The organism is Candidatus Syntrophosphaera sp., from assembly GCA_019429425.1.
Classification (GTDB): domain Bacteria; phylum Cloacimonadota; class Cloacimonadia; order Cloacimonadales; family Cloacimonadaceae; genus Syntrophosphaera.
On the sequence record JAHYIU010000035.1, the window covers coordinates 1 to 22,569 of the forward strand.

The window sequence follows — 22,569 nt, forward strand, 5'->3', positions numbered from 1 at the left end:
GGTCTGCGGAGACCTGCGCGTCGAAACCCCAGCCCATATGATGATAAACCTCCAGATCAACAATCCCGGGTCGCTGGTTTCCACCGGCAAGCTGGATATCTGGGGTTCCTTGCACAATATGGGGTCTCTGGACATTGAATCAAACTTCACAGTCCATCCTGGAGGCGTTTTTGGTAGCCTGATGCCGGGCATTCAGACCATTGTGCGCCGAGACTGCTTCTTCGACACCGGTTCTGCGGTAAGTACAGGCGGTCCGTCGTTCATTCTTCAACAGCCAAATCTAATGGTGGCCCCGATCCACAGCTATATCCACAATCACTCCGCCAATGTCATGTTGAGCGACCTGCTCATCAACCGGCCAAACGGGACGGTGCATCTGAGCGCGTCCAGCAGCCAGCCCCTGACGGTCAACAATTTCTCACTGCCTGTGCAAAACAACGTCACCTGCGTGATGGAAATGCCTCAGGACCTGCTGATCAGCGGAAATTTCACCGTCGCCCCCACCAACCATTTCTACGGAAACCAGCAGGTAACATTCAACGGTTTCGGTCCTCAGGCACTCAACCTCACTGCCACCGACAGCTATTTCCACCATCTGCAGATCTTGGGACAACCGAGCCAGCAATTGAACCTGCTCAGCAATCTGACCGTCAATGGCGATCTAATGCTGAACGCGGGGGGAATAAATCTGGGCACTGCCAATGTCTACCTAAAAGGAGACTGGATCTGGGGTCCGGGTCCCTGGACCTTCATGAAGGGAACTTCCCGGCTGGTTTTCAATGGCATTTACGACCAAACGATCACCGGGATGCCAGTCAATATGAACTTTCACATTATTGAACTGGCAAAGCCCTCCGGGATGCTCGCGCTTTCCAATCCAGGTCAGGTCATCAACTGCGATTTATATGATTGGACCAGCGGTTTGCTGAAGGTCACAGACGGCCAGTTCACCGCCTTATCCCTGCTTGATAACTGCATCATGGGCAATTTCGCCTGCCACAACAACGGCGTGATCGACCTTTATGACATGACCGGAAACGCCGACCTGCAGGCGAATCTGGACATTCAGGGCGGCGTGATGAACATCTATTCCGGATTCCCCTTTCCTGGCTCGAATTCCACTTGGGGTTTGTTTCCGGGTTCGCTGATCCTGAACACCGGTCTGCTCCAGTTTCACAACACAGGCATAAATGTCATGACCGGCGGAGCAGGATTCACAACCTCCATCACCGGGGGAATCATTTCCGTGGCTGGGGATTTCACCGTCATGAACCCGCAATTCAACCCCACGGGTGGATTGGTGGTCATCAACAGCATGAATCCCGCCAGCGTGGGCGCCGCCGGGGGTTGGTTCCACAACCTGAAGATCTCATCACCCCATATTATGACGTCTACCAGTCTCCTGGTCAACGGCGATCTGCAGATCGATCCCGCCTGTGTTTTGGATGTATCTCAGCCACTGAGTTTGATGGGAAATCTACACTTAAACGGCACCCTGAATATGATGGTGCCAACCACGGCCACGGTCAACGGCACCACGTTCCTGAACGCGGGCAGCCTGCTGGATGTGCGCGATGCCCAGTTCACCCTGGTCAGCCAGTTTGCCATCAATGTCTTGAATGTCAATGGCCAAATCTGGATCGAAAACGGGACTTTGGACGCGACCAGCTATGTGGTGGTCATCAATCCCACCGGCAGCATCGCCTTTGGGGTAATGGGATCAGGATCCACCGGCCGGCTGAAATGCGGGACCATCAGCGCCAACACTGCCGGGACATTTGTGCCCAATGTGGGCACCCTGGAGTTTGCCAACACCTTCCCGGGAGTCGTGTATACGTTTGGCCTCGGTGCCGGCAACCATTTCCACAACATGGATGTGAACACCCTGACCAGCATCGAACTGCAAACCTCACCCCTGGACATACAGGGAGACCTGACGATCACTGCCGGGGCCTTCATCGCCGGTTGTTCTTATGGGACCATCAACATCTGGGGCAACTGGACCAACAACAATCCCGGAAGCGGATTCACCGCCAATACCTCAATGGTCCATTTCAACGGCACCGCGCTCTCCACGATCAGCGCCGGGGGCGGAACTGAGCAGTTCTTCGACCTGAACATCGACAATCCCGCCAATGTGGTCCTGAATTCCAATGTGGACGTGCTGGGTATGCTGAATATCAACAACGGCAGCCTGCTCATGAACGGGAAAATGGTCCGAAACAGCAGTGTTACCTCTGTCAATGGCGGCGGTACCCTGGATCTGGATCCAGGCTCGATTCTCGAGACCGGCGCGGATATCGATGTGCACGGCGGCGGAACCTTGCTCTGCCATGGGATCGGGACCAATCTGGCCCGGATCAGGGGTTATGGCGGTACCATCTGGAAAATGCACGTCATGGGGACAATTTCTGCCCAGTACACAGAATTCAGGCACACGCACAGCGAGGGGATCTGGATCATGAACACAGGCCAGGTGGACCCAACGGCTGATTTCGACTACTGCCAATTCAGCGATGGACAGGGCACCTTCGTCACCTTCGACAACAGCCAGAACCTGGCCATTGACGGAATTGTGTTGAACACGACCGGCAGTGAGCTCTACAATCTGGCCAAAACCGTCAACAGCGGATCCGTGGTGGTGAACAGCTCATCCGGGAACTTCGCCGGGCCTCTGTTTGAGAACGATCCCCATGGTCTGATCTCCTGGATCGGCTACAACCAGAACCTCATCGTGCAGTCTTTTGGCGTGTTTTCAACCAATCCCTACCTCGCAGACCAGGTTTCCTACAACGTCGTGGTCCAGAACGCCGGAACGGATCCCATTGCCAGCGGCTTCAACATCCATCTCTTCAAAAACAGGAGCAGCGCCCCGGGCTGGACCGAAACCGGCGACCTGCAGCATGCCTGCCCTCCTTTGGCTGCCGGGCAAACCCACAGCTACAGCTTCTCGGGTGTTTATTCGCTGACCCCGGAAAGCTGGACCTCCTGGCTGCTGATCGATCCCGAAGGCGCGGTCATGGAGAACAACGAACACGACAACCTGGCCTCGACCAGCCTCACCTGGCAGGATCTGCCGCTCGCCGGCAACATGGCTATAACGCAGACCGGGGCAAACACGGCCCGGATAAGCTGGACCTATCCGATCTGGGCCTCCCGCTACAAGGTTTACGCGAGTGATGATCCCGAGGGAACTTTCAGCTTCCTTGGCTCAAGCACGAACCTATATTACGACGTGTCCCTGAGCCAGGCCAGAAACTTCTATGAGGTCAGGGCTGAACGTGACGCTCCGTCCAAATAAACCACTGATGTAGATAGCAACAACCCCGGTCCGACCGCCGGGTTTGTCTTTTCTACGGGAATAATTCCATTCATTGCAGAGATATGTGCCCCTGGCAGAAAAGCTGGCTCAGCAAGCTGAGCATAACTGACATGTTTTCAGATAGGTGGATATTGCCCTCTCCTGATCAATACGCTATCAATACGGACTCATTACGGACAAAGTCCGTAGTGAGTCCGTAATGACACCGTAATGATAAGGGGAGCCATATGAGAGGATAATTTGGAAAGCTATGGTGGCCAATGAGATGGATATGCTGGGATGAATATGGGGGAGAAGCGGGGCTGAGAGGCGGGATTCAGATCTTGAAAGCTTCGCTGGCCAGGATGAGTTCCTTGATCTGGGCGGTGTTTTCGGCGTGGTTGATGGCCTGGCGGAGTTCCGCGCTGCCCACCAATCCTTTGGTATAGAAGCAGAGATCCGAGCGCAGCTCCTTGGCTACGACGCGTTCGGGCTTGTATTTGAGGGCCAGGTCGATATGCTGGAAAACGGTTGACAGAAGCTGGGAACGGGTGACGGGACGGTAATCACCTTCCTGCCTCAGTTGGTGGATCTGGTCGAAGATCCAGGGTTTTCCCAAAGCTCCGCGGCCGATCATCACAGAATCGCAGCCTGTTTCGGCAAACATTTTCAGGGCGTCTTCCGGGGTTTTGACGTCGCCGTTGCCGATCAGCGGGATGCTGAGACGCGTTTTCAGGGTGGCGATGTGTTCCCAATTCGCTTCTCCCGAAAACATCTGGGACTGGGTGCGCGGATGCAGGCAGAGGAAGTCGGCCCCGGCGGATTCCAGTAGCAGCCCGAACTCCAGATAGTTCAGGCTAACGGGATTCCAACCGCTGCGGAACTTGACGCCCAGGGGGCAGGCCCCGGCCAGGGCTTTCTTCACATCTTTCACGATGCTTTCCGCCACAGCGGGGGTGTTCATCAAAGCGGATCCGGCACCGCGCCTGACAACCTTCTTGACGGGGCAGCCCATGTTCAGGTCGATGAAATCGGGCCGGTACTGCAGACAAAACTCCGCGCCCCGGGCCATGATGAGGGGATCCGAGCCGAAGACCTGGATGCCAAAAGGCCTTTCCTCTTCGGAAAACAGAATGAACTGGACCGTCTTTTTGGAATCACGCATCAAGCCGTCCGCGCTCACCATTTCGCTCACCAGGACGTCCGCGCCGTTGGCCTTGCAGAGTTGGCGATAGGCCTGGTTGGTGTAGCCGGCCAATGGTGCAAGCCATAGTTTGTTATCGGTGATGGAGCTTAGGATATCCATAATAAAGCAAAGGATTCAATAGATAGTCATAACTATCTTGTATGATAGGATATTAAGGGCTGTCATAATCTTGACTGCATTCAAATCTTTTTGAACAACATGAAGTTGGGAGTGAAGCCCAGGCGTTTCTGCTCCAGCTCATACCAGGTGCTGACATGGTCGTCGAGGCTGGGATCGGTTTGGATCACCTGGTCCAGCATAGAGATGAAATTGGGGTTGTGGGCAAATTCCTCGGCGATCCAGTTGGCGTATTCCTCGTGGTCGGTGGAAACGTGGACCTCGGAATCCAGGCGCATCACGGCAGCCAGGGCGTTCAGGAAATCCTGCTGGAAGAGGCGGCGCTTGTGGTGCCTTTTCTTGGGCCAGGGGTCGGGATGCTGGATGAAGACGCCCTGAACTGATTCCGGGGCCAAAACTTGGGCGATGTTGGCATCGACCCTCAGGCGGACTATGCGGACGTTGGGATGGCGCTCCGGCGAGATCTTTTTGAGGATGTTGCGGATCCGTTTCTCGGCGGCTTCGAAACCCAGGAAATTCCAGTCCGGATGCAGGATGGAGTATTGCGAGATGAATTCGCCTTTGCCGGAACCGATCTCGATGAACAGCGGATGGGAGTTTCCGAACAGATCTTGCGGGTCGAGAATGGCTTCAGGGGAATCGGTGACGAAGAAATCCCGGTCTTCAAGCATGGGGCTCGTCATCCTCCTCGTCGTCTGCGTGGGCTTTCTCTTCGGCCTGCCTGCGCTTGATCAGGGCGCGTTGGATCACCAGGTCTGCCAGAGACAGGCCAAAGGAGACGAAAACGAACAGGATCAGCGCGGAAACGTAGACCAGCGACCACTGCTGCTTTTCGAACACGGAATTGGAAACCAGATAGATGCCGCGGATATACAGGGTCAGAAGCGCAGCGCCCAGCAGGGAGGTGAGGATCATGCGGAAGCGGATGGTGCTGGGATTGAAGAAGACGAATCTGACCAGCAGGGCCAGCAGCGCGGCAAAGAGCAGGCTGGGAAGGTACAGAGCGGTCAGCGAGATGTTCAGCCGGGCCAAAGAGAGGAGCGCAAAGCCCAGGGGCAGAAGGATCACGGCGAGCCAGACCAGGCTGGTTTTGAGATAATGGTAGAGCAGGGCTATAACGCCGGTCAGGAGGGCGATGTAGAGGATCAGCTCCTTGAATCCGAAGCTGTTGTTCTGAATCCTGGGGGCGTCCGTGCCATCACGGTTGATCAGGATGGGTTCGCCCGTTTCGGCGGATTGGCCGATCAGAGAATCCACCGGCTGCGGTTCGCTGTGGCCGCCGTAGACCAGGTATCCCACGATCCCCATGAGCAGCGGGACCAGGATCGCGAGCACCATCACGGTTTGAAAATGTCTGTTGTTCATCCTTGCCTCGTAAATTTTCATTGACGTTAATCTGTGAGCGCATTTTATGGTAAGTCGTGTGGATGTCAATGACAAATGTGGCACTTGGCCTCTGTGGCCCTCTGGCATCCGCGCCCGGGGATCCGTCTGGGAAATCCGGTCCATGAACATCCAGGGAGATTTTTATGCTCAATATAGTGCGCAGCTTCAGGAAAAAGCTGGCCAAGACGAAAAGCGGCTTCATCGGCAGGATCGCTGAAGCGATCAGCCTGCGCGGCAAGGTCGATGACGAGCTGATGGAGGAGATCGAGGAGATCCTCCTGCGCTGCGACACCGGCGTGGAAATGACGCAGCTCATCATGGAACGGCTCACAGAGCGGATCCGGGTCGACCGCATAACTGACGCGGAAGAGGTCCAAACCGCCCTGGAGGAGATAATGCGGGACATCCTGCTCCAGGATTATTCGGCCGAAGCGAGCATCTATGACGAGATCTCCGCCAAGCCCTACGTGATCGTGTTTGTGGGCGTGAACGGAGTGGGGAAGACCACCAGCATCGGCAAGGTCGCCCACAGCCTGAGGGAAAGGGGCAAGAAGGTGATGATCATAGCCGGAGACACCTTTCGCGCCGCGGCCATCGAACAGCTTGCGATCTGGGCAGAGCGGGCGGGAGTGGCGATGGTCAGGTCCCAGCAGGACGCCGATCCCTCCGCAATCATCTATGACGGGATCTCCTCCGCCCTGGCCAAGGGCTACGACGTCGTTCTGATCGACACCGCGGGCCGCCAGCACACCCGGGAAAACCTGATGAAGGAACTCAGCAAGATCGACCGCACGATCAAGAAACTCATCCCCGAAGCGCCACACCAAGCGCTGTTGGTGGTGGACGCCACCACGGGCCAGAACGCGATCTCGCAGGCCACCAATTTCGACAAAGCGATGGCGCTCACCGGCCTGATCCTCAGCAAATACGACGGCACCGCCAAGGGCGGCATCATCTTCAACCTCAAGCACAACCTCAACCTGCCGGTCAAGCTGATCGGAGTGGGCGAGGGCATCGGAGACCTGGAGGAGTTTGACATCCAGGCCTTCACGGAAGCTTTTTTCACCAATTCAGACACCAAAGAGGAAAACCAATGAAAAACACAGCGCTCAAATTTCTCAATCCCATCCTGCTGCTCCTGTTCATCATCGCGGCCGTTGCCATGCTCATCTACCGCCTTGGAGGAGGCAGTGAGCTGATGGGGCAGATCCACGCCTGGGCCGGGATCCTGTTCTTTATCGTGGGCATACTGCACCTGTTCTATAACTGGAGCTGGGTGCGCGCTAACATCCTGAAGAAGAAAAAGCGCTCCTGATGGCTGTTTTTGACGCGGAACAGGCCCGGCAAAACCTGCAGCGCCTGCGGGAGATCTTATCCGGTCCGGGGGAAGCCAAGACCAGGCTGCTCCTGGTGCGGCAGTTTCTGGAAGGGATCTACAGGAAGCTGAGCGAGGAGAGCAAGACCAGTTTCGGCGGCCTCTTCGCCAGGATGCAGTATGTCCACAACCAGTTGGATCCGCCTCCGGAACTTGTCTCCCAAGTCAACCAACTCCGCATCCTCTGCAACAAGGTGGCCCATGAAGAGGGCTTCGAACTCAGTGACCAAGACTGGCTCAGCGGCGTCCACGCATTGCGCGAGCTACTGAACTGGCTGCATCCCGGCCTCAGCGACCCGGAGCTCGACGCTTACCTCAGCAGCAAAGGCGCGCGGCCCTTTCCCACCTTCAAGAGCGGCCGGAAACAGAGTTTTGTCTGCGTGGCGCTCAGCTGGAAGCTGTTGGAAAGGGAGGGAAAGGAGAGCGGGATCGAGATTTCGGCCAGCCTGGAAGACGGGACCGACTGCACCATCTGGCTGAACAACCTTGACGACGCGGGCAGGCGCTGGAGCACCCTGAGCAAGGTCCTGTGGCAGTATTGCACCCTGAACTGCCTGAACCTGAGCGAGGTTTCGGGCCGGGAAGGCTGTTTCCAAAGCAATCCGCTCACCCTGATCGTCGTGGAGCCGGATTTCCTGATCGATGCCAGCGCTCTTGCGGATTGCTTCAGCCCCAGAGGCCCCCGGCCGGAATACTTCATCCTCAACCGCCTGGCCAGCGAGCCGGCTTCGGACAAACAGATCCAGGGAACGCTGGTCAACAACATTCTGGACGAGCTCATCTCAGCCCCGGATGCCGAATACAAGCAGCTTTTCCGCAAGGGCATGGCCCAGATGCCAATTTCCGTCGTCGCGCTGGGCAAGCAAAGCGCCCTCAACATCCACAGGGCCATTCAAAGCTCGCATCTGCCCAGGATCAAGGAATTCACCCAGGCGCGGGTGAACGACCCCGTGCAGCTCGAACCTTCCTACATCAATCCCAATTACGGATTGCAGGGGCGCCTGGACATCCTATACGGCCACGGCGGCAAGCAATACATCGTGGAACTCAAGAGCGGCTCCCCGCCCCACCACGAGATCTGGAAAAGCAACCAGATGCAGGTGGTGGCCTACAACATGATCATTCGCGACTGCTATCCCCACAGCGCTTTGGGAACCAGCAGCATCCTCTATTCCGCGGCCGAGGAGAACAGCCTGCGCCATGTGGTCAACACGGTCCAGTTGGAACAGGAACTGCTGCTGTGCCGCAACCGGATCGTGGGCATCATGCGCGGCCTGGCCCTGGATCCCTCGCAGTTCTTTGGCTGGCTGCTCACAAGCGAACAACCCCGGGACACGGGCTTCATGCAGGCCAAGCGGGAAAACATTGTCAGCACCCTGAAATCCCTGGAGGAGCACGAGTATGAATGGTTTCTGGAGCAGCTCCGGCTGTTGGCGCGCGAGATCTGGTTCGAGAAGACCGGCGGGCTTGGCAGGGACAGCATTTACGGGCACAACGCCCTCTGGCAGGAGAGCGCCCGGGCCAAGCGGGACCGCTACAAGATCCTCGATTCCCTGAAACTGGAGAGCGTGGACTTCAACCTCGCCCGCTTCCAACTCGGCGCTTCTGAACTGATAACGGATTTCCGCGCGGGGGACGTCGTTGTCCTCTACCGGCAAAAGATACCCGTGAGCCGTCAGGAGATCTTGCGCGGCCAGATTGCCCGGATCGACGGCAACAGCGTGGAAGTGCTCATCCGCGGCGGCTTGCGGCGGATTTCCGCGCAGCTTCAATCGGAGCTTTGGGCCCTGGAGCACGACATCCTGGAATCCTCGCTCTACAGCCCGCTCAGCTCGATCTTCAGCTTCCTGCAGGCCTCCGCGAAACAGCGCCAGCTCTGGCTGGGCCTGCGCCAACCGGAATCCAACAGCATTGACGAAAGCTCCGGGACCGCCCTGGACCAGGTTATCCAAAGGATGTTCGCCTCCCGGGAATACCATATCGTGCAGGGACCCCCAGGCACGGGCAAGACCTCAGGCTTGCTGACCACCTATGTCAAAAAGCTTTATCAGGATACGGACAAAAACGTGCTCATCCTCAGTTTCACGAACCGGGCTGTGGACGAGATCTGCCTGAACCTCAGGCGCCACGAAATCCCCTTCATCCGCACCGGCCGTTCCGAGGAGATCGGGCTCGAACTGATGGAGAACCTCATCCAAGGCAAAAAGTTCGACGAAATGGAGGCCGTGCTCAAGTCCTGCCGGATCTGGGTGGCCACGGTGCAGAGCTGCAACGCCTGGCTGAACGACCTGCTGAAGATAGTCCGGATCGACGAACTGGTGATCGACGAGGCCTCGCAGATCGTGGAAAACAGCATCCTGGGCATCATCCCCAAGGCGGGGAAGACCATCCTGATCGGCGACCAGAACCAGCTTCCTCCGATCTCCCGGCAATCCGACCAAGGCTTTGAATTCAAGCACGAGAAGCTGGCCGGCCTCTGCTACGGCTCCTACAGCCAGTCATTGATGGAGCGCCTCTTCAAGGTCTGCAAAAGCAACTCCTGGCTCGATTCCAGCACCATGCTCCACCAGCATTACCGCATGCACGACGCCATCTCCGGCCTCATCCAGCACTATTACCAGGACCGCCTCGTCTCGATGGAGCCCAGGCAGAAAGAGCCGTTGCCCGCCACGGAAGATCCGCTGCTCTCGTCACGCCTGGTCTGGATCGACTGCCCGCCTTCGCGCTTCGCTTATTACGATCCTTTGCAGGTCAGGATCATCAGAAAGATCCTCGACCTGTTCGCGGCCAACGGGACCGTTACCAATTTTGAGACCGACATCGGGATCGTGGCCCCCTTCCGCGCCATGATCCATGCCCTGCTGAAAGAACTCACGCCAGAACAGGCCAAAACCACAATCGACACGGTGGAGCGCTTTCAGGGCTCCGAGCGAAGGAACATCATCATTACCCTGCCTCTGCATGCCAGCTCCGCCCTGCGCAATATCGAAGCCCTCTCCGGCGACCAGAGCGTCGACCGCAAGCTCAACGTGGCCGTCAGCCGCGCCCAGGAACGCCTGATCATTCTGGGCAACGCGGAACTCTGCCGCAATTCCGGCCATTACAAATTATTGATGGACAAAATCGCCGCGGCCGGGAAATTGATCAACCATGAAGACATCTTAAAGGAGATACAATGAACAAACCCAATCCCCCCCAGCAACAAATCAACATCAAGATCGACGAAAAAGTCGGCGAAGGCACCTACGCCAATTTCTTCGTGATCACCAATTCGCCCTCGGAATTCATCATCGATTTTGGCCGCATGCTGCCCGGAATTCCCGACGCCAGGATCTACACCCGCGTGATCTGCACGCCCCAGCACACCAAACAGCTCCTCAACCTGCTGCGGCAGAATATGGACGGCTATGAGGAGAAATTCGGCGAGGTCAAGGTCCAGGGCCTGCCGGAGAACAAATCGGTGGGCTTCAAGACCGATAAGAATTAGACTTGTTTTGGCCTGGAGTCGAGCGGGCCGGCCAGTCATTACACTTGTTCGATTCCCGGGGTTGTGTCCGGCTCGCATGGACTCCAGGATGCTCTTCAACAGGGTTTTGCTGGAGTCCATGCCCCCCGATCATAACCTTAGATCGCTTGCGCCAAAACCGAGATAAGGGCGGGCTCGACTCCAGCGGAGCTGGCCCGATTCAGCCTTCAAAACAAATCCCACGCCTGTTCTGAACTCAGCGTACACATCCCCAATGTTCTTCGGGATGTGTGGGGTGAATTTTCCACTGGCGTGAAAGAGAGGAAAGGGGTGGAACTGTAAGATCGGCCTCTACCAGGCATCATCATGATGATTTGGCCATGAAACCGCAAGAACGCAAGAATCCGCAAGAATCGATTTTGGCGTTTTATGTCAGGCTGCTAAAGGGTTTGCAAGAATGCAAGAATAATTCCCACTTCTGGGAAAACAATCCTGAAGTAAAATATGGTATAAGTTCTAAAAATGCTTGCGTTCTTGCAAAACCGCTCTGCTAAAGGCATAGAACGCGCAAGAATAAAATACCAAATCCTTGCGTTATTGCAGGGCGATGGAAACCAACGAATTATGCTGATCCAACAGGGGGTGTGCGCAAAAAGACAGCCTGCCCGTTTGCTGATCAGATCATCGCGCGGCCAGGCAGTCTGCTGAAAAGGGTGGAGTTTTAAGAGCTGCTGGGCTATTCCAGATAAGGATCCTCGATGGGTTCGTTATCCCGCCTGGGTGGTGTTCTTTCCTCCGGCTGGGTTTGCGGAATCTGTTGGGTGCTCGCGTAAGCGCCGTCCGGCTTGCATCTCTTGCAGGGTTCATAACCTTCTTCCACGGCCTCCAGCCTGTTGATGGAGATGCTTTTGCCCAAAACGTAGCGGCAATCGGCGGTGTGGTACTTTTTGCCGGATTTGGTGACGTACACCGTGTAATTGCGGTTGGCGTCCATCATGCCCAGCAGGTTGCTGGAGGTGACGAGCTGGCCGTCGGGGCCCACAAACTCCTTTAGCTGCGCGGCCGGGTCGCCGCTGCCGGAGTTGATGTTGATCCCGAAAAAGAGCGCGAGGATCAGGGCCACTCCGCCCACAACGATGCCGATGATCTTCTTTTTGTCCATCTGACACTTCCTTTTGATACTATTTAGCCAAGCTTATCGGCAGGATAAATTCAGTCAAGCAGAATCTTCCACCCTTTCACCCTTTCACGAATCAAAGGGGGCATCGTTGTTTGGAATCCAAGTTTTGCCAATGGGTCCAGCCAATAAAATTCTTGACGATTTATGGCCGGCCAGATGTTTGGTTTTGAAATGCCTGAATATTGCGTTAATAAATAGTATTAGGGAGCATAAATCAATGAAAAAGTACTCCTGGTTGATACCTGTATCCATACTCTTGTTTGTATTGGGTACTTTGATCTTCCTGTCGCCTTTGGTCATTCCGGAAAGCGTGAATTGGCCGATCAAGCAAAAGCTCAATCTGGGCCTCGATCTTAGAGGCGGGACCCAGATAGTGATGACCGTCATCACGGACAAGCTGGCCGAGGCCGACAAGGTCAGCGCCGTGGAAAACAACATCAAGATCATCCGCAACCGCATCGACCAATACGGGATCGCCGAGCCGACCATCCAAAAGATCGGCGAAAAGGACATCCTGGTCCAGCTTCCCGGCGTCAAGGACCCCGTGGCTGCGGAGAATCTGGTGCAGCAATCCGCCGTGCTGGAATTCAAGCTGGTGGCCTCTCCCGAGGAATCGGAAAGGTTTTTGACCCAGATGGACGGCATCATCCAGTCCAATCTGGACCGCTTTCCCCTGCTGGCCGACCTGGATGCCGAGGACAAAGCCCTGCGCGACGAGGCCAGCGAAGCGGACACGCTCGAGCCAAGCTCGGGGATCTTCAAATCCCTCATTTCCTTCTCCCAATATGACCACGTGGTGCGCGACAGCGATCTGCCCGTGGTTCGGGAACTCCTGCAGGACTCGCTTTTCGTGAGCCTCAAGCCCAAGGGCTACGACCTCGCACTGGAAAGCTTTGACGAACAGAAACGGAGGGAAAGGGCCCCGGCCACCATCTACATCCTCAAATCCGCCGTCCAGGTGCAGGGCACGGACGTCGAAGGCGCCAGCTGGCAGATCGGCTCCTCAGACAATCCCAATCCCCAGATGGCGAACAAGCCTTTTATTTCTTTGGAATTCAACCGCCAGGGCGCCCGCAAATTTGCCAACGTCACCGGCGACAACATCGGCGAACGGCTGGCCATCGTGGTGGACAACGTGGTCTATTCGGCCCCGGTGATCCAGGACCGGATCCCGGACGGGAAAGCCACGATCTCGGGCCTCTTTACCAATGATGAAGCCAAATCCCTGTCCATTTTGCTGGATAACGAAAGCCTCACCGCCCCGATCGAGCCCAAATATTCAACCCAGGTTTCGGCCACGCTCGGCGCCGACAGCATCAAAAGCGGCATGACGGCCGGTTTGATCGGCATCATCGCGGTCGTGATATTCATGATGTTTTACTACAAGGTCTGCGGGCTGATCGCGGATTTTGTGCTGGTCTTCAACGTTGGCTTCATCCTGGCCGCCCTCACCGCCTTTGGCGGAACCCTCACCATGCCTGGTATTGCCGGGATCATCCTCACCATCGGCATGGCGGTGGACGCCAACGTGCTGATCTTTGAACGCATCCGCGAGGAACTGGACGCGGGCAGAACGCCCCGCTCGGCCGCGGACGCCGGCTTCAAGCGCGCCACGGTCACCATCTGGGATGCCAACCTCACCACCCTGATCGCCGCCATAGTGCTCTACAATTTCGGCACGGGCCCCGTGCGTGGATTTGCCCTGACTCTGATGATCGGTATCATCGGCTCCATCTTCAGCGCTATCGTGTTCCTGCGCTTTATCATGGACAAGACGGTTCTGGCCGGCGTCAAGAAATCCATCAGCATCTGAGGAGAGAAAGATGAGAATATTCAAAAACGCCAACTTCCCCTTCGTCAATAGCCGCAAGGCAGCCTATATCATCTCGGGATTGCTCGTTCTGGCCTCCATCATCGGCCTGGCCGTCAACGGCCTCAATTGGAGCACCGACTTCACCGGCGGCGTCACCGCCATGATCAACCTGAAGCCCAAGACCGCCGGCGTGCCCGCGCTGAACATCGACGCTCTGCGCAAGGTCATCAATGACAGCGGATTCCAGGAAGCCCAGATCCAATACATGGGCGATGTGGCCGATGCCAATTTCCAGATCAAGGTCAAGGGCGACGACGAGGAAAAGATCAAAGACCAGCTCACGGACGTGATCTCCACCCAACTCGGCGATTATACCCAAGGCCGGGACCTGCAGAACGACGTCATCCGCGAGATCAGCACAGTCGGTGCCAAAGCCGGTACGGAGATGCGGACCAGCGCTTTCGTGGCCGTCTTGATCGCCTTGGTGCTGATGATCATCTACATCTGGATCAGGTTTGAATTCACCTTTGGGCTGATGGCGATCGTCGCCCTGTTCCATGTCGTGCTGATCATCGTGGGAGTCTTTTCCATCACTGGTAAGGAGATCACGATGACCATCATCGCGGCCCTCCTGATGATCGTTGGTTATTCGATCAACGACACCATCGTGGTGTTCGACAGGATCCGCGAAGACCTCAAGATCTACCGCAAGGACACCATCCCCGTGATCTTCAACCGCGCCCTGAACACCACCCTGAGCAGGACGGTCATCACCTCCGCCACAACCCTGTTCACAGTGTTGGCTTTGCTGATCTTCGGCGGAACGGTGATCCATGACTTCGCTTTGGCCATCACCCTGGGCGTCATAATCGGCACCTATTCCTCGATCTTCATCGCCAGCAACCTGGTTTTGGACACTTACAAGGTCTCCCACCAGGAAAAGCAGTCCCTCAAACACCTCACCAAGAAGAAATAAGCACACCCATAATCTGTAAAGATAAAAGCCGCCTGAATCACGGGCGGCTTTCTTTTTGGCTCTCTTTCAAATCGAGTGGGTTATTTGCGCGTCAAATCCGGATTGAACAAGCAGCGGGTTGCCGATCTGGAGAATCGGCAAAGGCAGCACGGCTGCCTTCAGAAGCGGTCAGCTGACCGCTGTGGCAAATCGGAATTTGCCACCCCTTCTTGCCCCAGATGAAAACCTGACCCACTCAGTTTGAAAGTGAGCCTTCTTTTTCCGGTTTAGCCGGTTGTTCCTGTGGAGGAGGGCCATGGCGGCGAAAATTTGCATTGACAGCCAGAGCAGAATGCACATAATGATCCTCATTAGCGAAACAGGTATGATATGATTATGCGCAAGATAATGATTATGCTGGCTTTGGCCCTCGCCCTGGCGATGCTTTTTGGCGATGAACTGAGCGACAAGCAAAGGCAACTGGACAAGCTCCAGGAGGACCTGAAAAACGCCCTGAACAAGGCCGCGCAGACCGAAGCCCAGAAGAAAAGAACGGAATCGGAGATCCAAAGCACCCAAAAGGTCAAAAGTCAAACCGACCGGGAGCTGCGTGAATCCCGGGAAGAAGCACGGCTGAGGCTCAACACTCTGAACACCGTCAAGACCGAACTTCGGTCTGTCGAAGAGCGGATCCGGGACCTGAACGGCCTGCAAAATTCCCAATTGGACAAGCTGGTGAGGGTGGAACGGAAGCTGGGCACCACCAAGGTAAGCCACAAGGACCAGCATCTGCTTGCCCTGATGGCCTCGCAGACCCGGGAAAAGCTCGATGGCCTGGGAGATGTCCAGGTGAGCCTGGTGGCCGAACAAAACCAGAAGGGGAGGGAATACAGCCTGGCCAACACCAAGGTGCAGAAGACCTACAGCACCAGCAGGAACCTGGGTAACAAGGTGAAAAACCTGGAAAGCCAGAAAACCAAGCTGACCAAGGAACAGCAAAAATTGCAGACCCAGATCGCCAAACTGCAGAAGGACGCGGCCCAACTCGAATCCCTGATCGCCCAGATCATCGCCCAATCAGGCAAGGAACCGGCCTCCTACAAGTTCAGCGCCAAAACCATAGCCTGGCCACTCAGAGGCAGGATCATCCGCAGCTTTGGGGAGGAAACCAGGTCCTATGGGACCTCGGTGGTCTGCAACGGGATCGACATCGCCGCTCCGGAATGGACGACCGTGGTCGCGGCCGACGCCGGCGAAGTGGTTTTTTCCGGCTCTTACGGCGGGCAGGGCAAGCTGGTCATCATCGACCACAAGAACGGCTTCTTCACTGTTTATGCCTATAACAACGAACTTTTGGTGGCCAACGGGGCCACTGTCTCCAAGGGCCAGGCGATCGCCAAATCCGGCATGACCGGTTCGGCGACGGTGCCCTCGCTGCACTTCGAGGTGCGCAAAGACGGCCGGGCGGTAAATCCCCTGTCCTACCTGGAATGATGGTATGATACTGCTGCGCCAGCCATCGGCCAGGAAACTGGAAAAGCTCTTCCGGAATGAGGATTTCACCGACAAAACGATCCTCCATTACACCGGCGGGATGTTCGGGATCGGCTGCAAAGCCTCGTCCCGGGGAGCCATCGACCGGATCCAGAAGCTCAAGCAGCGCTCCGGCAAAGAAGGCCTGATCCTGCTGGCGCCCCATATCGATTGGTTTGCCATCCAGGGGATCCATGTCCCGGATAGGCTGCGTCCGCTCCTCGACCAGTATTGGCCGGGCAATCTGACAGTTGTTTTTCCCTGCCGGGATGAGCGCTTTGCCCATCTGGCGGTCCAGGGGAAGGTGGCTTTCCGGGTCCCGGAGGACGAGCTGTTGCGCGTGGTGATCGAATTGCTTGATGACGCCCTGGTCAGCACCAGCGTCAATCTTTCCACCCTGCCCCCGGAGAACGACCTGAACCGGCTCACCGGATTTTATAAACACTGGTTCGACTACGGGATCCTTCCTGGAGCCATGCGCGCGGGATATGACCCCCAACCTTCAACCGTCGTGGAATTTGTGGCCAGCCATGAGGAAACCAACCACAGCGGATTTGACGAGCTCAAATGCCTGCGGGAGGGCTCCATCCCCTTCCATGGAGTGAAAGGCTCCTTCGAAGTGCCTACCATCATGTTCGTCTGCACGGCCAATATCTGCCGCAGTCCGATCGCGGATAAGCTTTTCAACCACTATTCCGTCCAGGCCGGGCTTGCCTTAGCGGGGGATTCCTGTGGCCTGATGAGCGGAGGCCAGTCGATCTCGGCCGGCTCGCTGCAGCTGCTGCTGGAAAAGGGTATCGAGGAAGCCAGGGACCACGTTTCCAAGCAGGTGACCCCGGAGATGATCAGCGGCAGCCGCTTGGTGCTCACCATGGAAGCTCGCCAGCGGGATTTTTTGCGGGAAAAAGAGCCAACTCTGCAGCACAAGATCCTCACCCTGAACGAATACCTGGGCGAGCCTGGAGACATCGAGGACCCCTTCGGCTCAGACCTGAACTATTACCGCAAGACATACGACATCATCGACGACCGGATCCAGCGCCTGGTGAAGAAGCTGGCCGAACCGTCGGGAATTAAAGGAACTTGATTTGGAACCTGTGATCAGCCCTGAATTGATTGCCGCCCACGGCATCTCAGCCGAGGAATACCAATACATCCTGGAGATCCTCAGACGCCCGCCCACCTACGTGGAACTGGGCATTTTCAGCGTGATGTGGAGCGAGCACGCCAGCTACAAGAATTCCATCCGCCTGCTCAAGACCCTGCCTCGCGATGGGGAGTACATGCTGGCCAAAGCCGGCGACGAGAACGCCGGAGTGGTGGACATCGGAGACGGCCTGGCGATCTGCTTCAAGATCGAAAGCCACAACCATCCCTCGGCCCTGGAGCCCTATCATGGCGCTGCAACGGGGGTGGGAGGCATCCTGCGCGATATATTCACCATGGGCGCACGGCCCATCGCCGCCCTCAATTCCCTCCGCTTTGGAGATCTTTCCAAACCCCGCGTGCGCCATCTGATGCGTGAGGTGGTGCATGGGATAGCTGATTATGGAAACTGCTTCGGGGTTCCCACTGTTGGCGGAGAGGTCTTCTGCGACGAGACCTACGAAGGCAATCCCCTCATCAACGCAATGGCAGTGGGTGTCCTGCGCCACGAACATCTGGCCAGATCGGCCGCCAGGGGGATCGGCAACCTGGTGGTATATGTGGGCGCCAAAACAGGCCGGGACGGGATCCACGGCGCCACCTTCGCTTCGGTCGACCTGAGCGACAGATCCGCCGAACAGCGCACCGCGGTGCAGGTCGGCGACCCATTTTACGAAAAGCTTTTATTGGAAGCAACCCTGGAAGTTATCCAGGCCGGGCTCGTGGCCGGCATCCAGGACATGGGCGCAGCCGGGCTCACCTGTTCCAGTTCCGAGATGGCCGGCAAGGGCGGGGTCGGGATCGAACTCGACATCGACCAGGTCCCTGTCCGTGAAACAGGCATCACGCCTTATGAGATCATGCTTTCGGAATCCCAGGAACGGATGCTCCTGATCGTGGAACCGCGGAATCTGGAACCCATTCAGAGCGTCTTCCACAAATGGGACCTGGACGCGGTGGTCATTGGCCGGGTCACGGACGACAAACTGCTCCGGGTGCGCATGAATGGGGACAGCGTGGCCGAGATCCCAGCCGAATATCTGGTGCTGGGTGGCAAGGCCCCGGTCTATTCCCGCGAGTCCAGGGAACCGGCCCATTTCGCGCAGAATAAGGCCTTTGACACGTCTTCCCTGCCCGAACCGGGGGATTACGCGGAAATCCTGCTCAAGCTCCTTGCGGACCCCAATATCGCCTCCAAACGGGAAGTTTACAGCCAATACGACCACATGGTCCAGATCGGGACGGTCACCGAACCGGGCAGCGATGCCGCGGTGGTGGCAATCAAAGGGACCAGCAAGGCTGTGGCGCTGGCCACGGACTGCAACGCCCGCCATTGCTGGCTGGATCCTTATGAAGGGGCCAAGGGGGCGGTGGCCGAGGCGGCCAGAAACGTTGCCTGCAGCGGCGCGAAACCCATCGCCATCACCAACTGCCTCAATTTTGGCAATCCCTACAAGCCTGAGGTCTATTGGTCTTTTTCCGAGGCCATCCGTGGCATGGGGGATGCCTGCCGGGCCCTGGGGACCCCCGTCACAGGCGGAAACGTATCTTTCTACAACGAAAGCCCCCTCGGCGCGGTCTATCCCACCCCCGTGATCGGCATGCTGGGCCTGATCGAGGACATGAGCAAGGCGACCACCCAGTGGTTCAAACGGCCGGGCGACCTGATCGCGCTATTGGGAGATCCTGGGGCGGGCATCGGCGGCTCGCAGTACCTGAAAACGGTGTTCGGAAAAGTGAGCGGCCAGGCACCGAAGGTCGAGCTGGAAAAGGAAAAGCGGCTGCTGGAACTGCTCTTTGCCTTGATCGACAACCGCCTGCTGGCCTCCGCCCACGACGTTTCCGAGGGCGGATTGCTGGTCTGCCTCGCGGAAAGCTGTTTTGGCCCTGCAGCGCGCTGGGGAGTGGATCTGCAGTTTCCGGTAAGCTCAGCCAAAAGCCACGTCTATTTCGGAGAAGCCCACGGCAGGGCCGTGATCAGTTTCGCTCCGGACAAAGCCACCCTCATATCAGAGCTATGCCGGCAGACCCGAACCCCGCTGCTCCTGCTGGGAGAAGTTTCTGAACAACCGATCTTCAGAGTGAATGAAGATATCAGCATTGATACGGAGTCTATGTACACAAACTACGTCAATGGGCTATAATTAGACTAAGGAGAAGGGGATGAAGATGAGTTTTCTGTTTGGACACATCTTTTGGGGCGTTTTACTGTTACTGTGGGGACTTTCACTGATCCTGAAGGGCTTGAACATTGTCGACCTGCCCCTGGTGAAGATCTTTTTCGCGGTGGTCATCATCCTGATCGGCGTGCGTTTGCTGGTCGGGGGAGGATCCTGGACCCGGATCAAGACCTCGGGCACGCGCCACGGGGTGATCACTTCCGGTGGTTCGGAATACTCTTCGGTCTTTGCCTCGCAAAACATCGACCTCACCGACCTGAAACCGGATTCCAGACCCCTGGAGATAACCGCGGTGTTCGGTTCCGCCTTCGTGCAACTCCCGGATGATATCGATTTCGTTTTCGAGCCGACCTCCGTCTTCGGGGCCACAGTGATCCCCACCAAGCCGGCCGCAGCCCAGGCCAATCCCAAGGGCACTGTCTACATTGAAGCCAACGCCGTTTTCGGCAGGGTGGAGTTCGTTTACAAACCGGCGAAAAGATCTCCCTACCAGGGAGCCAGTGCCGCTCCTGATTCGACCCGGGAGGTTCCTTCCGATTCGCTGTAAACAGAGCACTGTCCTCCTGATCCTGTTGCTGCTGCTGGCCAGCATTGGCTTGGATGCGGCTGGTTTGGGCTATGCCCTGAGTGGGGGAGGAGCGCGCGGTTTTGCCCATATCGGGATCTTAAAGGTGCTCGAGGAGCAGGGCGTCTATCCGGATCAGATCAGCGGCACCAGCATCGGCGCGATCGTGGGAGCGGGCTATGCCATGGGCTATTCCGCCAGCGAGCTGGAGCGGCTTCTGCTGGATCTGGACATCATGTCCCTGCTCGATGACCGCTATGAGCGCCAAAACCTATACATTGGCCAAAAACGCTGGCCCAGCCACGGCAACCTGACCCTGAACATGGGGCAGGACTGGTGGCCTCGCCTGCCCTCGAGCATTTTCATCGCCAACCGGTTGAACCTGGCTTTCTCTGTTCTGGCCTCGCCTGCCGCGCCCTATCGGGAGTTTTCACAGTTTCCCGTTCCCTATTCCTGCGTGGCCACGGATCTGGGCAGCGGGGAAATGATGGTCTTCAGCCAGGGGTCATTGATGCAGGCCATGCGGGCTTCAATGTCCGTGCCCAGTTTGGTGAAGCCCTTCAGCCTTGGCGGCCGCTATTATATCGATGGCGGCGTTTCCCAAAACCTGCCCATACCCCAGGCGCGCGAACTGGGGGCGGACGCGGTGATCGGCTTCAAGGTCAACACGGATCTGCGCGACGCCGAAAAACTCAACGATGTCATTGACATCATCGACCAGACCATCAGCATCGGCATGTCGCAAAATATCAGAGCCAATCTGGGGGATTGCGACCTGCTCCTGGAACCGGACCTGGATGAGTGGGTCAACACCCGCTTTGGCGACGCGGCCGAGCTGATCGCGGTTGGGGAAGCCTATGCCAGGGCAAATCTGGACCGGATCACGGCTTTCCGGGATTCGCTTCTGGCCGCCGGCCACGTGTTCAAGCGGCCGGGCAGGCTGCCAGACTTGGGCAATGTACGGATCCAAGCCATCGCGACCATCGGCAACCGCCATGTGAGCCGGGCCAAGATCGTCGAATACCTGGGCCTGGAGGCTGGAAGTTCCTACACACCCCGGCAGATCGCTGAGGCCTGCCACGCCGCCTGGAATTCCCAGGCTTTTGAGCACATCTATCCCGTTCTCATCCCCGGGGATGGGGGCTTCATGCTCGAGGTCCACGTCCGCGAGCGCGAACGCCGCTTCCTGACCCTCAATCTGGCCTACACCTCCGAGGAGGAACTGAACGTCCAAAGCACCCTGACCCTCAACAACCTCATCCTCAAGAACTCCAAGCTCCTGGCCGGCATCACCCTGGGTGGCAGGACGGAAGTGAATCTGGATTATGTGAAGAATTTCGGGGAGTTCTGGGGCTCCTATTTCCGGATCTATCCCTGGCTGAGCGAAAACAGCCTCTATCTCTACGACGCCGACCACTACAAGATCGGCAAGGTGCGGAAGCTGGAATTCGGGATCGCGCCGGGGATCGGGGTCTTCGCCCACAAGCTCGCAATTGCCGAAGCCTTTGCCTATTCCTACCGGACGCGGCTCTACAGGGACATATCAGACACCGCGCCGATCGATTCTCTCTACCTGATCTCCGGCGTGGGGGTCAAGCTCTATCACGAGAGCCTCGACGACGACGTCTTCCCCCGCGCAGGGATCCGGGCCTTCACCAAGGCAAATTTCGCCCGCTGGGAAAAAACCAGCGACCAGATCTACAGCCGCCTCATCGCGGAACTGGACCTCTATTCCCGCCTGGCGGATTTCGCCTCCCTGCGCCTGGGATTGGACTATGGCAGCTATTTCGGAGCTGAGGACGAGAGCTCTATCGATCCCTTCCATTTCAGCGGCTCCCAAGGCTATCGCGGCTATGAAAGATATGCCGTCAGCTCCCCCCAATACAGGGTCTACACCCTCGGCCTGGTCTTCAATCCCCTGAAAAACCTCTTCTTTGAAGCGGGATTTCAGGGGCTGAACATTTCCCCAAACGACGGCTGGGGCACGGACCAGGATGTCATGTGGTGCCTCTACGGCGACCTGGGCTACCGCACCATGGTGGGCCCCGTCCGCCTGATCACCGCCATCAGGGAAAACAGCAGGCCTCAGCTCTACCTCAACATCGGCTTCGACACCGACCTGTTCTGGTTTTCCCGAAAGTAGGGGAGAGGGGCTGGCGCGGGCTTTCCTTTCACTCGCCAACCCGTTAACCTATTCCCCCTTTTTCCCGATTCACCCGCCTCTTGCCCGCCTCCCGCCGAGTACCCGCCCGTTCGGCGGGTGGTCAGTGAGTGCTAAGTGAGTGGCGGGTGAACTGGGAAAGAGGGGTCAATTACGCTCAATTACGCTCAATTACGCAAGGGGT

General features: G+C 57.2%; 16 protein-coding genes. 12 read left to right on the forward strand and 4 right to left on the reverse strand.

Features of this window, described 5'->3' with window-relative positions; translation table 11 throughout:
* Window positions 1-3,301, forward strand: a 3,301-nt coding sequence (locus tag K0B87_05100) for a hypothetical protein (GenBank protein MBW6514114.1), incomplete at its 5' end; no start/stop codon positions are given.
* A gap of 337 nt (window positions 3,302-3,638) precedes the next feature.
* On the opposite strand, the gene dusB is transcribed toward K0B87_05100, so the two are convergent.
* From dusB to K0B87_05115, 3 genes are all read right to left on the reverse strand, one after another.
* Window positions 3,639-4,607, reverse strand: a complete 969-nt coding sequence (gene dusB, locus K0B87_05105; protein ID MBW6514115.1) for a tRNA dihydrouridine synthase DusB — start codon at window positions 4,605-4,607, stop codon at window positions 3,639-3,641.
* 80 nt (window positions 4,608-4,687) lie between these two features.
* Window positions 4,688-5,296 (reverse strand): tRNA (guanosine(46)-N7)-methyltransferase TrmB, encoded by a 609-nt coding sequence (gene trmB, locus K0B87_05110; protein MBW6514116.1) that lies wholly within the window; start codon window positions 5,294-5,296, stop codon window positions 4,688-4,690.
* Complete coding sequence (locus K0B87_05115) at window positions 5,289-5,990, reverse strand: hypothetical protein (protein ID MBW6514117.1); 702 nt, start codon at window positions 5,988-5,990, stop codon at window positions 5,289-5,291. Before K0B87_05115 ends, trmB begins: the two co-directional genes overlap by 8 nt.
* Before the next feature lie 164 nt (window positions 5,991-6,154).
* Here K0B87_05115 and ftsY point away from each other — a divergent pair, with 164 nt between their 5' ends.
* The 4 genes from ftsY to K0B87_05135 are packed head-to-tail and all read left to right on the forward strand — an operon-like array spanning window position 6,155 to window position 10,873.
* Window positions 6,155-7,108, forward strand: coding sequence for a signal recognition particle-docking protein FtsY (ftsY, locus tag K0B87_05120; protein MBW6514118.1), 954 nt, complete (start codon window positions 6,155-6,157; stop codon window positions 7,106-7,108).
* Window positions 7,105-7,326: a hypothetical protein gene (locus K0B87_05125; protein MBW6514119.1), complete on the forward strand. Its 222-nt coding sequence runs from the start codon at window positions 7,105-7,107 to the stop codon at window positions 7,324-7,326. The genes ftsY and K0B87_05125 overlap by 4 nt, the downstream gene beginning before the upstream one ends.
* On the forward strand, window positions 7,326-10,565 hold the full coding sequence (locus K0B87_05130) for an ATP-dependent helicase (GenBank protein ID MBW6514120.1): 3,240 nt from the start codon (window positions 7,326-7,328) through the stop codon (window positions 10,563-10,565). The genes K0B87_05125 and K0B87_05130 overlap by 1 nt, the downstream gene beginning before the upstream one ends.
* Window positions 10,562-10,873, forward strand: coding sequence for a DUF3467 domain-containing protein (locus K0B87_05135; GenBank protein ID MBW6514121.1), 312 nt, complete (start codon window positions 10,562-10,564; stop codon window positions 10,871-10,873). Before K0B87_05130 ends, K0B87_05135 begins: the two co-directional genes overlap by 4 nt.
* 715 nt (window positions 10,874-11,588) lie before the next feature.
* Here K0B87_05135 and K0B87_05140 read toward each other — a convergent pair.
* Window positions 11,589-12,014, reverse strand: a complete 426-nt coding sequence (locus K0B87_05140; GenBank protein MBW6514122.1) for a hypothetical protein — start codon at window positions 12,012-12,014, stop codon at window positions 11,589-11,591.
* A gap of 235 nt (window positions 12,015-12,249) precedes the next feature.
* Here K0B87_05140 and secD point away from each other — a divergent pair, with 235 nt between their 5' ends.
* The 7 genes from secD to K0B87_05175 all read left to right on the forward strand — a co-directional run bounded on the left by secD (window position 12,250) and on the right by K0B87_05175 (window position 22,367).
* Window positions 12,250-13,845: a protein translocase subunit SecD gene (gene secD, locus K0B87_05145; protein ID MBW6514123.1), complete on the forward strand. Its 1,596-nt coding sequence runs from the start codon at window positions 12,250-12,252 to the stop codon at window positions 13,843-13,845.
* Window positions 13,846-13,855: 10 nt separating this feature from the next.
* Window positions 13,856-14,821: a protein translocase subunit SecF gene (gene secF, locus K0B87_05150; GenBank protein ID MBW6514124.1), complete on the forward strand. Its 966-nt coding sequence runs from the start codon at window positions 13,856-13,858 to the stop codon at window positions 14,819-14,821.
* A gap of 375 nt (window positions 14,822-15,196) precedes the next feature.
* Window positions 15,197-16,294: a peptidoglycan DD-metalloendopeptidase family protein gene (locus K0B87_05155; GenBank protein MBW6514125.1), complete on the forward strand. Its 1,098-nt coding sequence runs from the start codon at window positions 15,197-15,199 to the stop codon at window positions 16,292-16,294.
* 4 nt (window positions 16,295-16,298) lie between these two features.
* The gene (locus K0B87_05160) at window positions 16,299-17,420 is read left to right on the forward strand and encodes a Sua5/YciO/YrdC/YwlC family protein (GenBank protein ID MBW6514126.1); all 1,122 of its coding nucleotides are present in this window, start codon (window positions 16,299-16,301) and stop codon (window positions 17,418-17,420) included.
* Window position 17,421: 1 nt separating this feature from the next.
* Window positions 17,422-19,623 carry a phosphoribosylformylglycinamidine synthase subunit PurL gene (gene purL, locus K0B87_05165; GenBank protein MBW6514127.1) on the forward strand — a complete coding sequence of 734 codons (2,202 nt, stop codon included), beginning with the start codon at window positions 17,422-17,424 and terminating at the stop codon, window positions 19,621-19,623.
* Between the two features lie 19 nt (window positions 19,624-19,642).
* Window positions 19,643-20,206 (forward strand): hypothetical protein, encoded by a 564-nt coding sequence (locus tag K0B87_05170; GenBank protein MBW6514128.1) that lies wholly within the window; start codon window positions 19,643-19,645, stop codon window positions 20,204-20,206.
* Window positions 20,160-22,367, forward strand: a complete 2,208-nt coding sequence (locus tag K0B87_05175) for a patatin-like phospholipase family protein (GenBank protein MBW6514129.1) — start codon at window positions 20,160-20,162, stop codon at window positions 22,365-22,367. Before K0B87_05170 ends, K0B87_05175 begins: the two co-directional genes overlap by 47 nt.
* The last annotated feature ends 202 nt before the right edge of the window (window positions 22,368-22,569 follow it).

Excerpts from the sequence above, each read along its gene's own strand:
- dusB (MBW6514115.1), bottom strand. The coding sequence starts at position 4,607 with ATGGATATCCTAAGCTCCATCACCGATAACAAACTATGGCTTGCACCA.
- trmB (MBW6514116.1), bottom strand. The coding sequence starts at position 5,296 with ATGCTTGAAGACCGGGATTTCTTCGTCACCGATTCCCCTGAAGCCATT.
- K0B87_05115 (MBW6514117.1), bottom strand. The coding sequence starts at position 5,990 with ATGAACAACAGACATTTTCAAACCGTGATGGTGCTCGCGATCCTGGTC.
- ftsY (MBW6514118.1), top strand. The coding sequence starts at position 6,155 with ATGCTCAATATAGTGCGCAGCTTCAGGAAAAAGCTGGCCAAGACGAAA.
- K0B87_05125 (MBW6514119.1), top strand. The coding sequence starts at position 7,105 with ATGAAAAACACAGCGCTCAAATTTCTCAATCCCATCCTGCTGCTCCTG.
- K0B87_05130 (MBW6514120.1), top strand. The coding sequence starts at position 7,326 with ATGGCTGTTTTTGACGCGGAACAGGCCCGGCAAAACCTGCAGCGCCTG.
- K0B87_05135 (MBW6514121.1), top strand. The coding sequence starts at position 10,562 with ATGAACAAACCCAATCCCCCCCAGCAACAAATCAACATCAAGATCGAC.
- K0B87_05140 (MBW6514122.1), bottom strand. The coding sequence starts at position 12,014 with ATGGACAAAAAGAAGATCATCGGCATCGTTGTGGGCGGAGTGGCCCTG.
- secD (MBW6514123.1), top strand. The coding sequence starts at position 12,250 with ATGAAAAAGTACTCCTGGTTGATACCTGTATCCATACTCTTGTTTGTA.
- secF (MBW6514124.1), top strand. The coding sequence starts at position 13,856 with ATGAGAATATTCAAAAACGCCAACTTCCCCTTCGTCAATAGCCGCAAG.
- K0B87_05155 (MBW6514125.1), top strand. The coding sequence starts at position 15,197 with ATGCGCAAGATAATGATTATGCTGGCTTTGGCCCTCGCCCTGGCGATG.
- K0B87_05160 (MBW6514126.1), top strand. The coding sequence starts at position 16,299 with ATGATACTGCTGCGCCAGCCATCGGCCAGGAAACTGGAAAAGCTCTTC.
- K0B87_05170 (MBW6514128.1), top strand. The coding sequence starts at position 19,643 with ATGAAGATGAGTTTTCTGTTTGGACACATCTTTTGGGGCGTTTTACTG.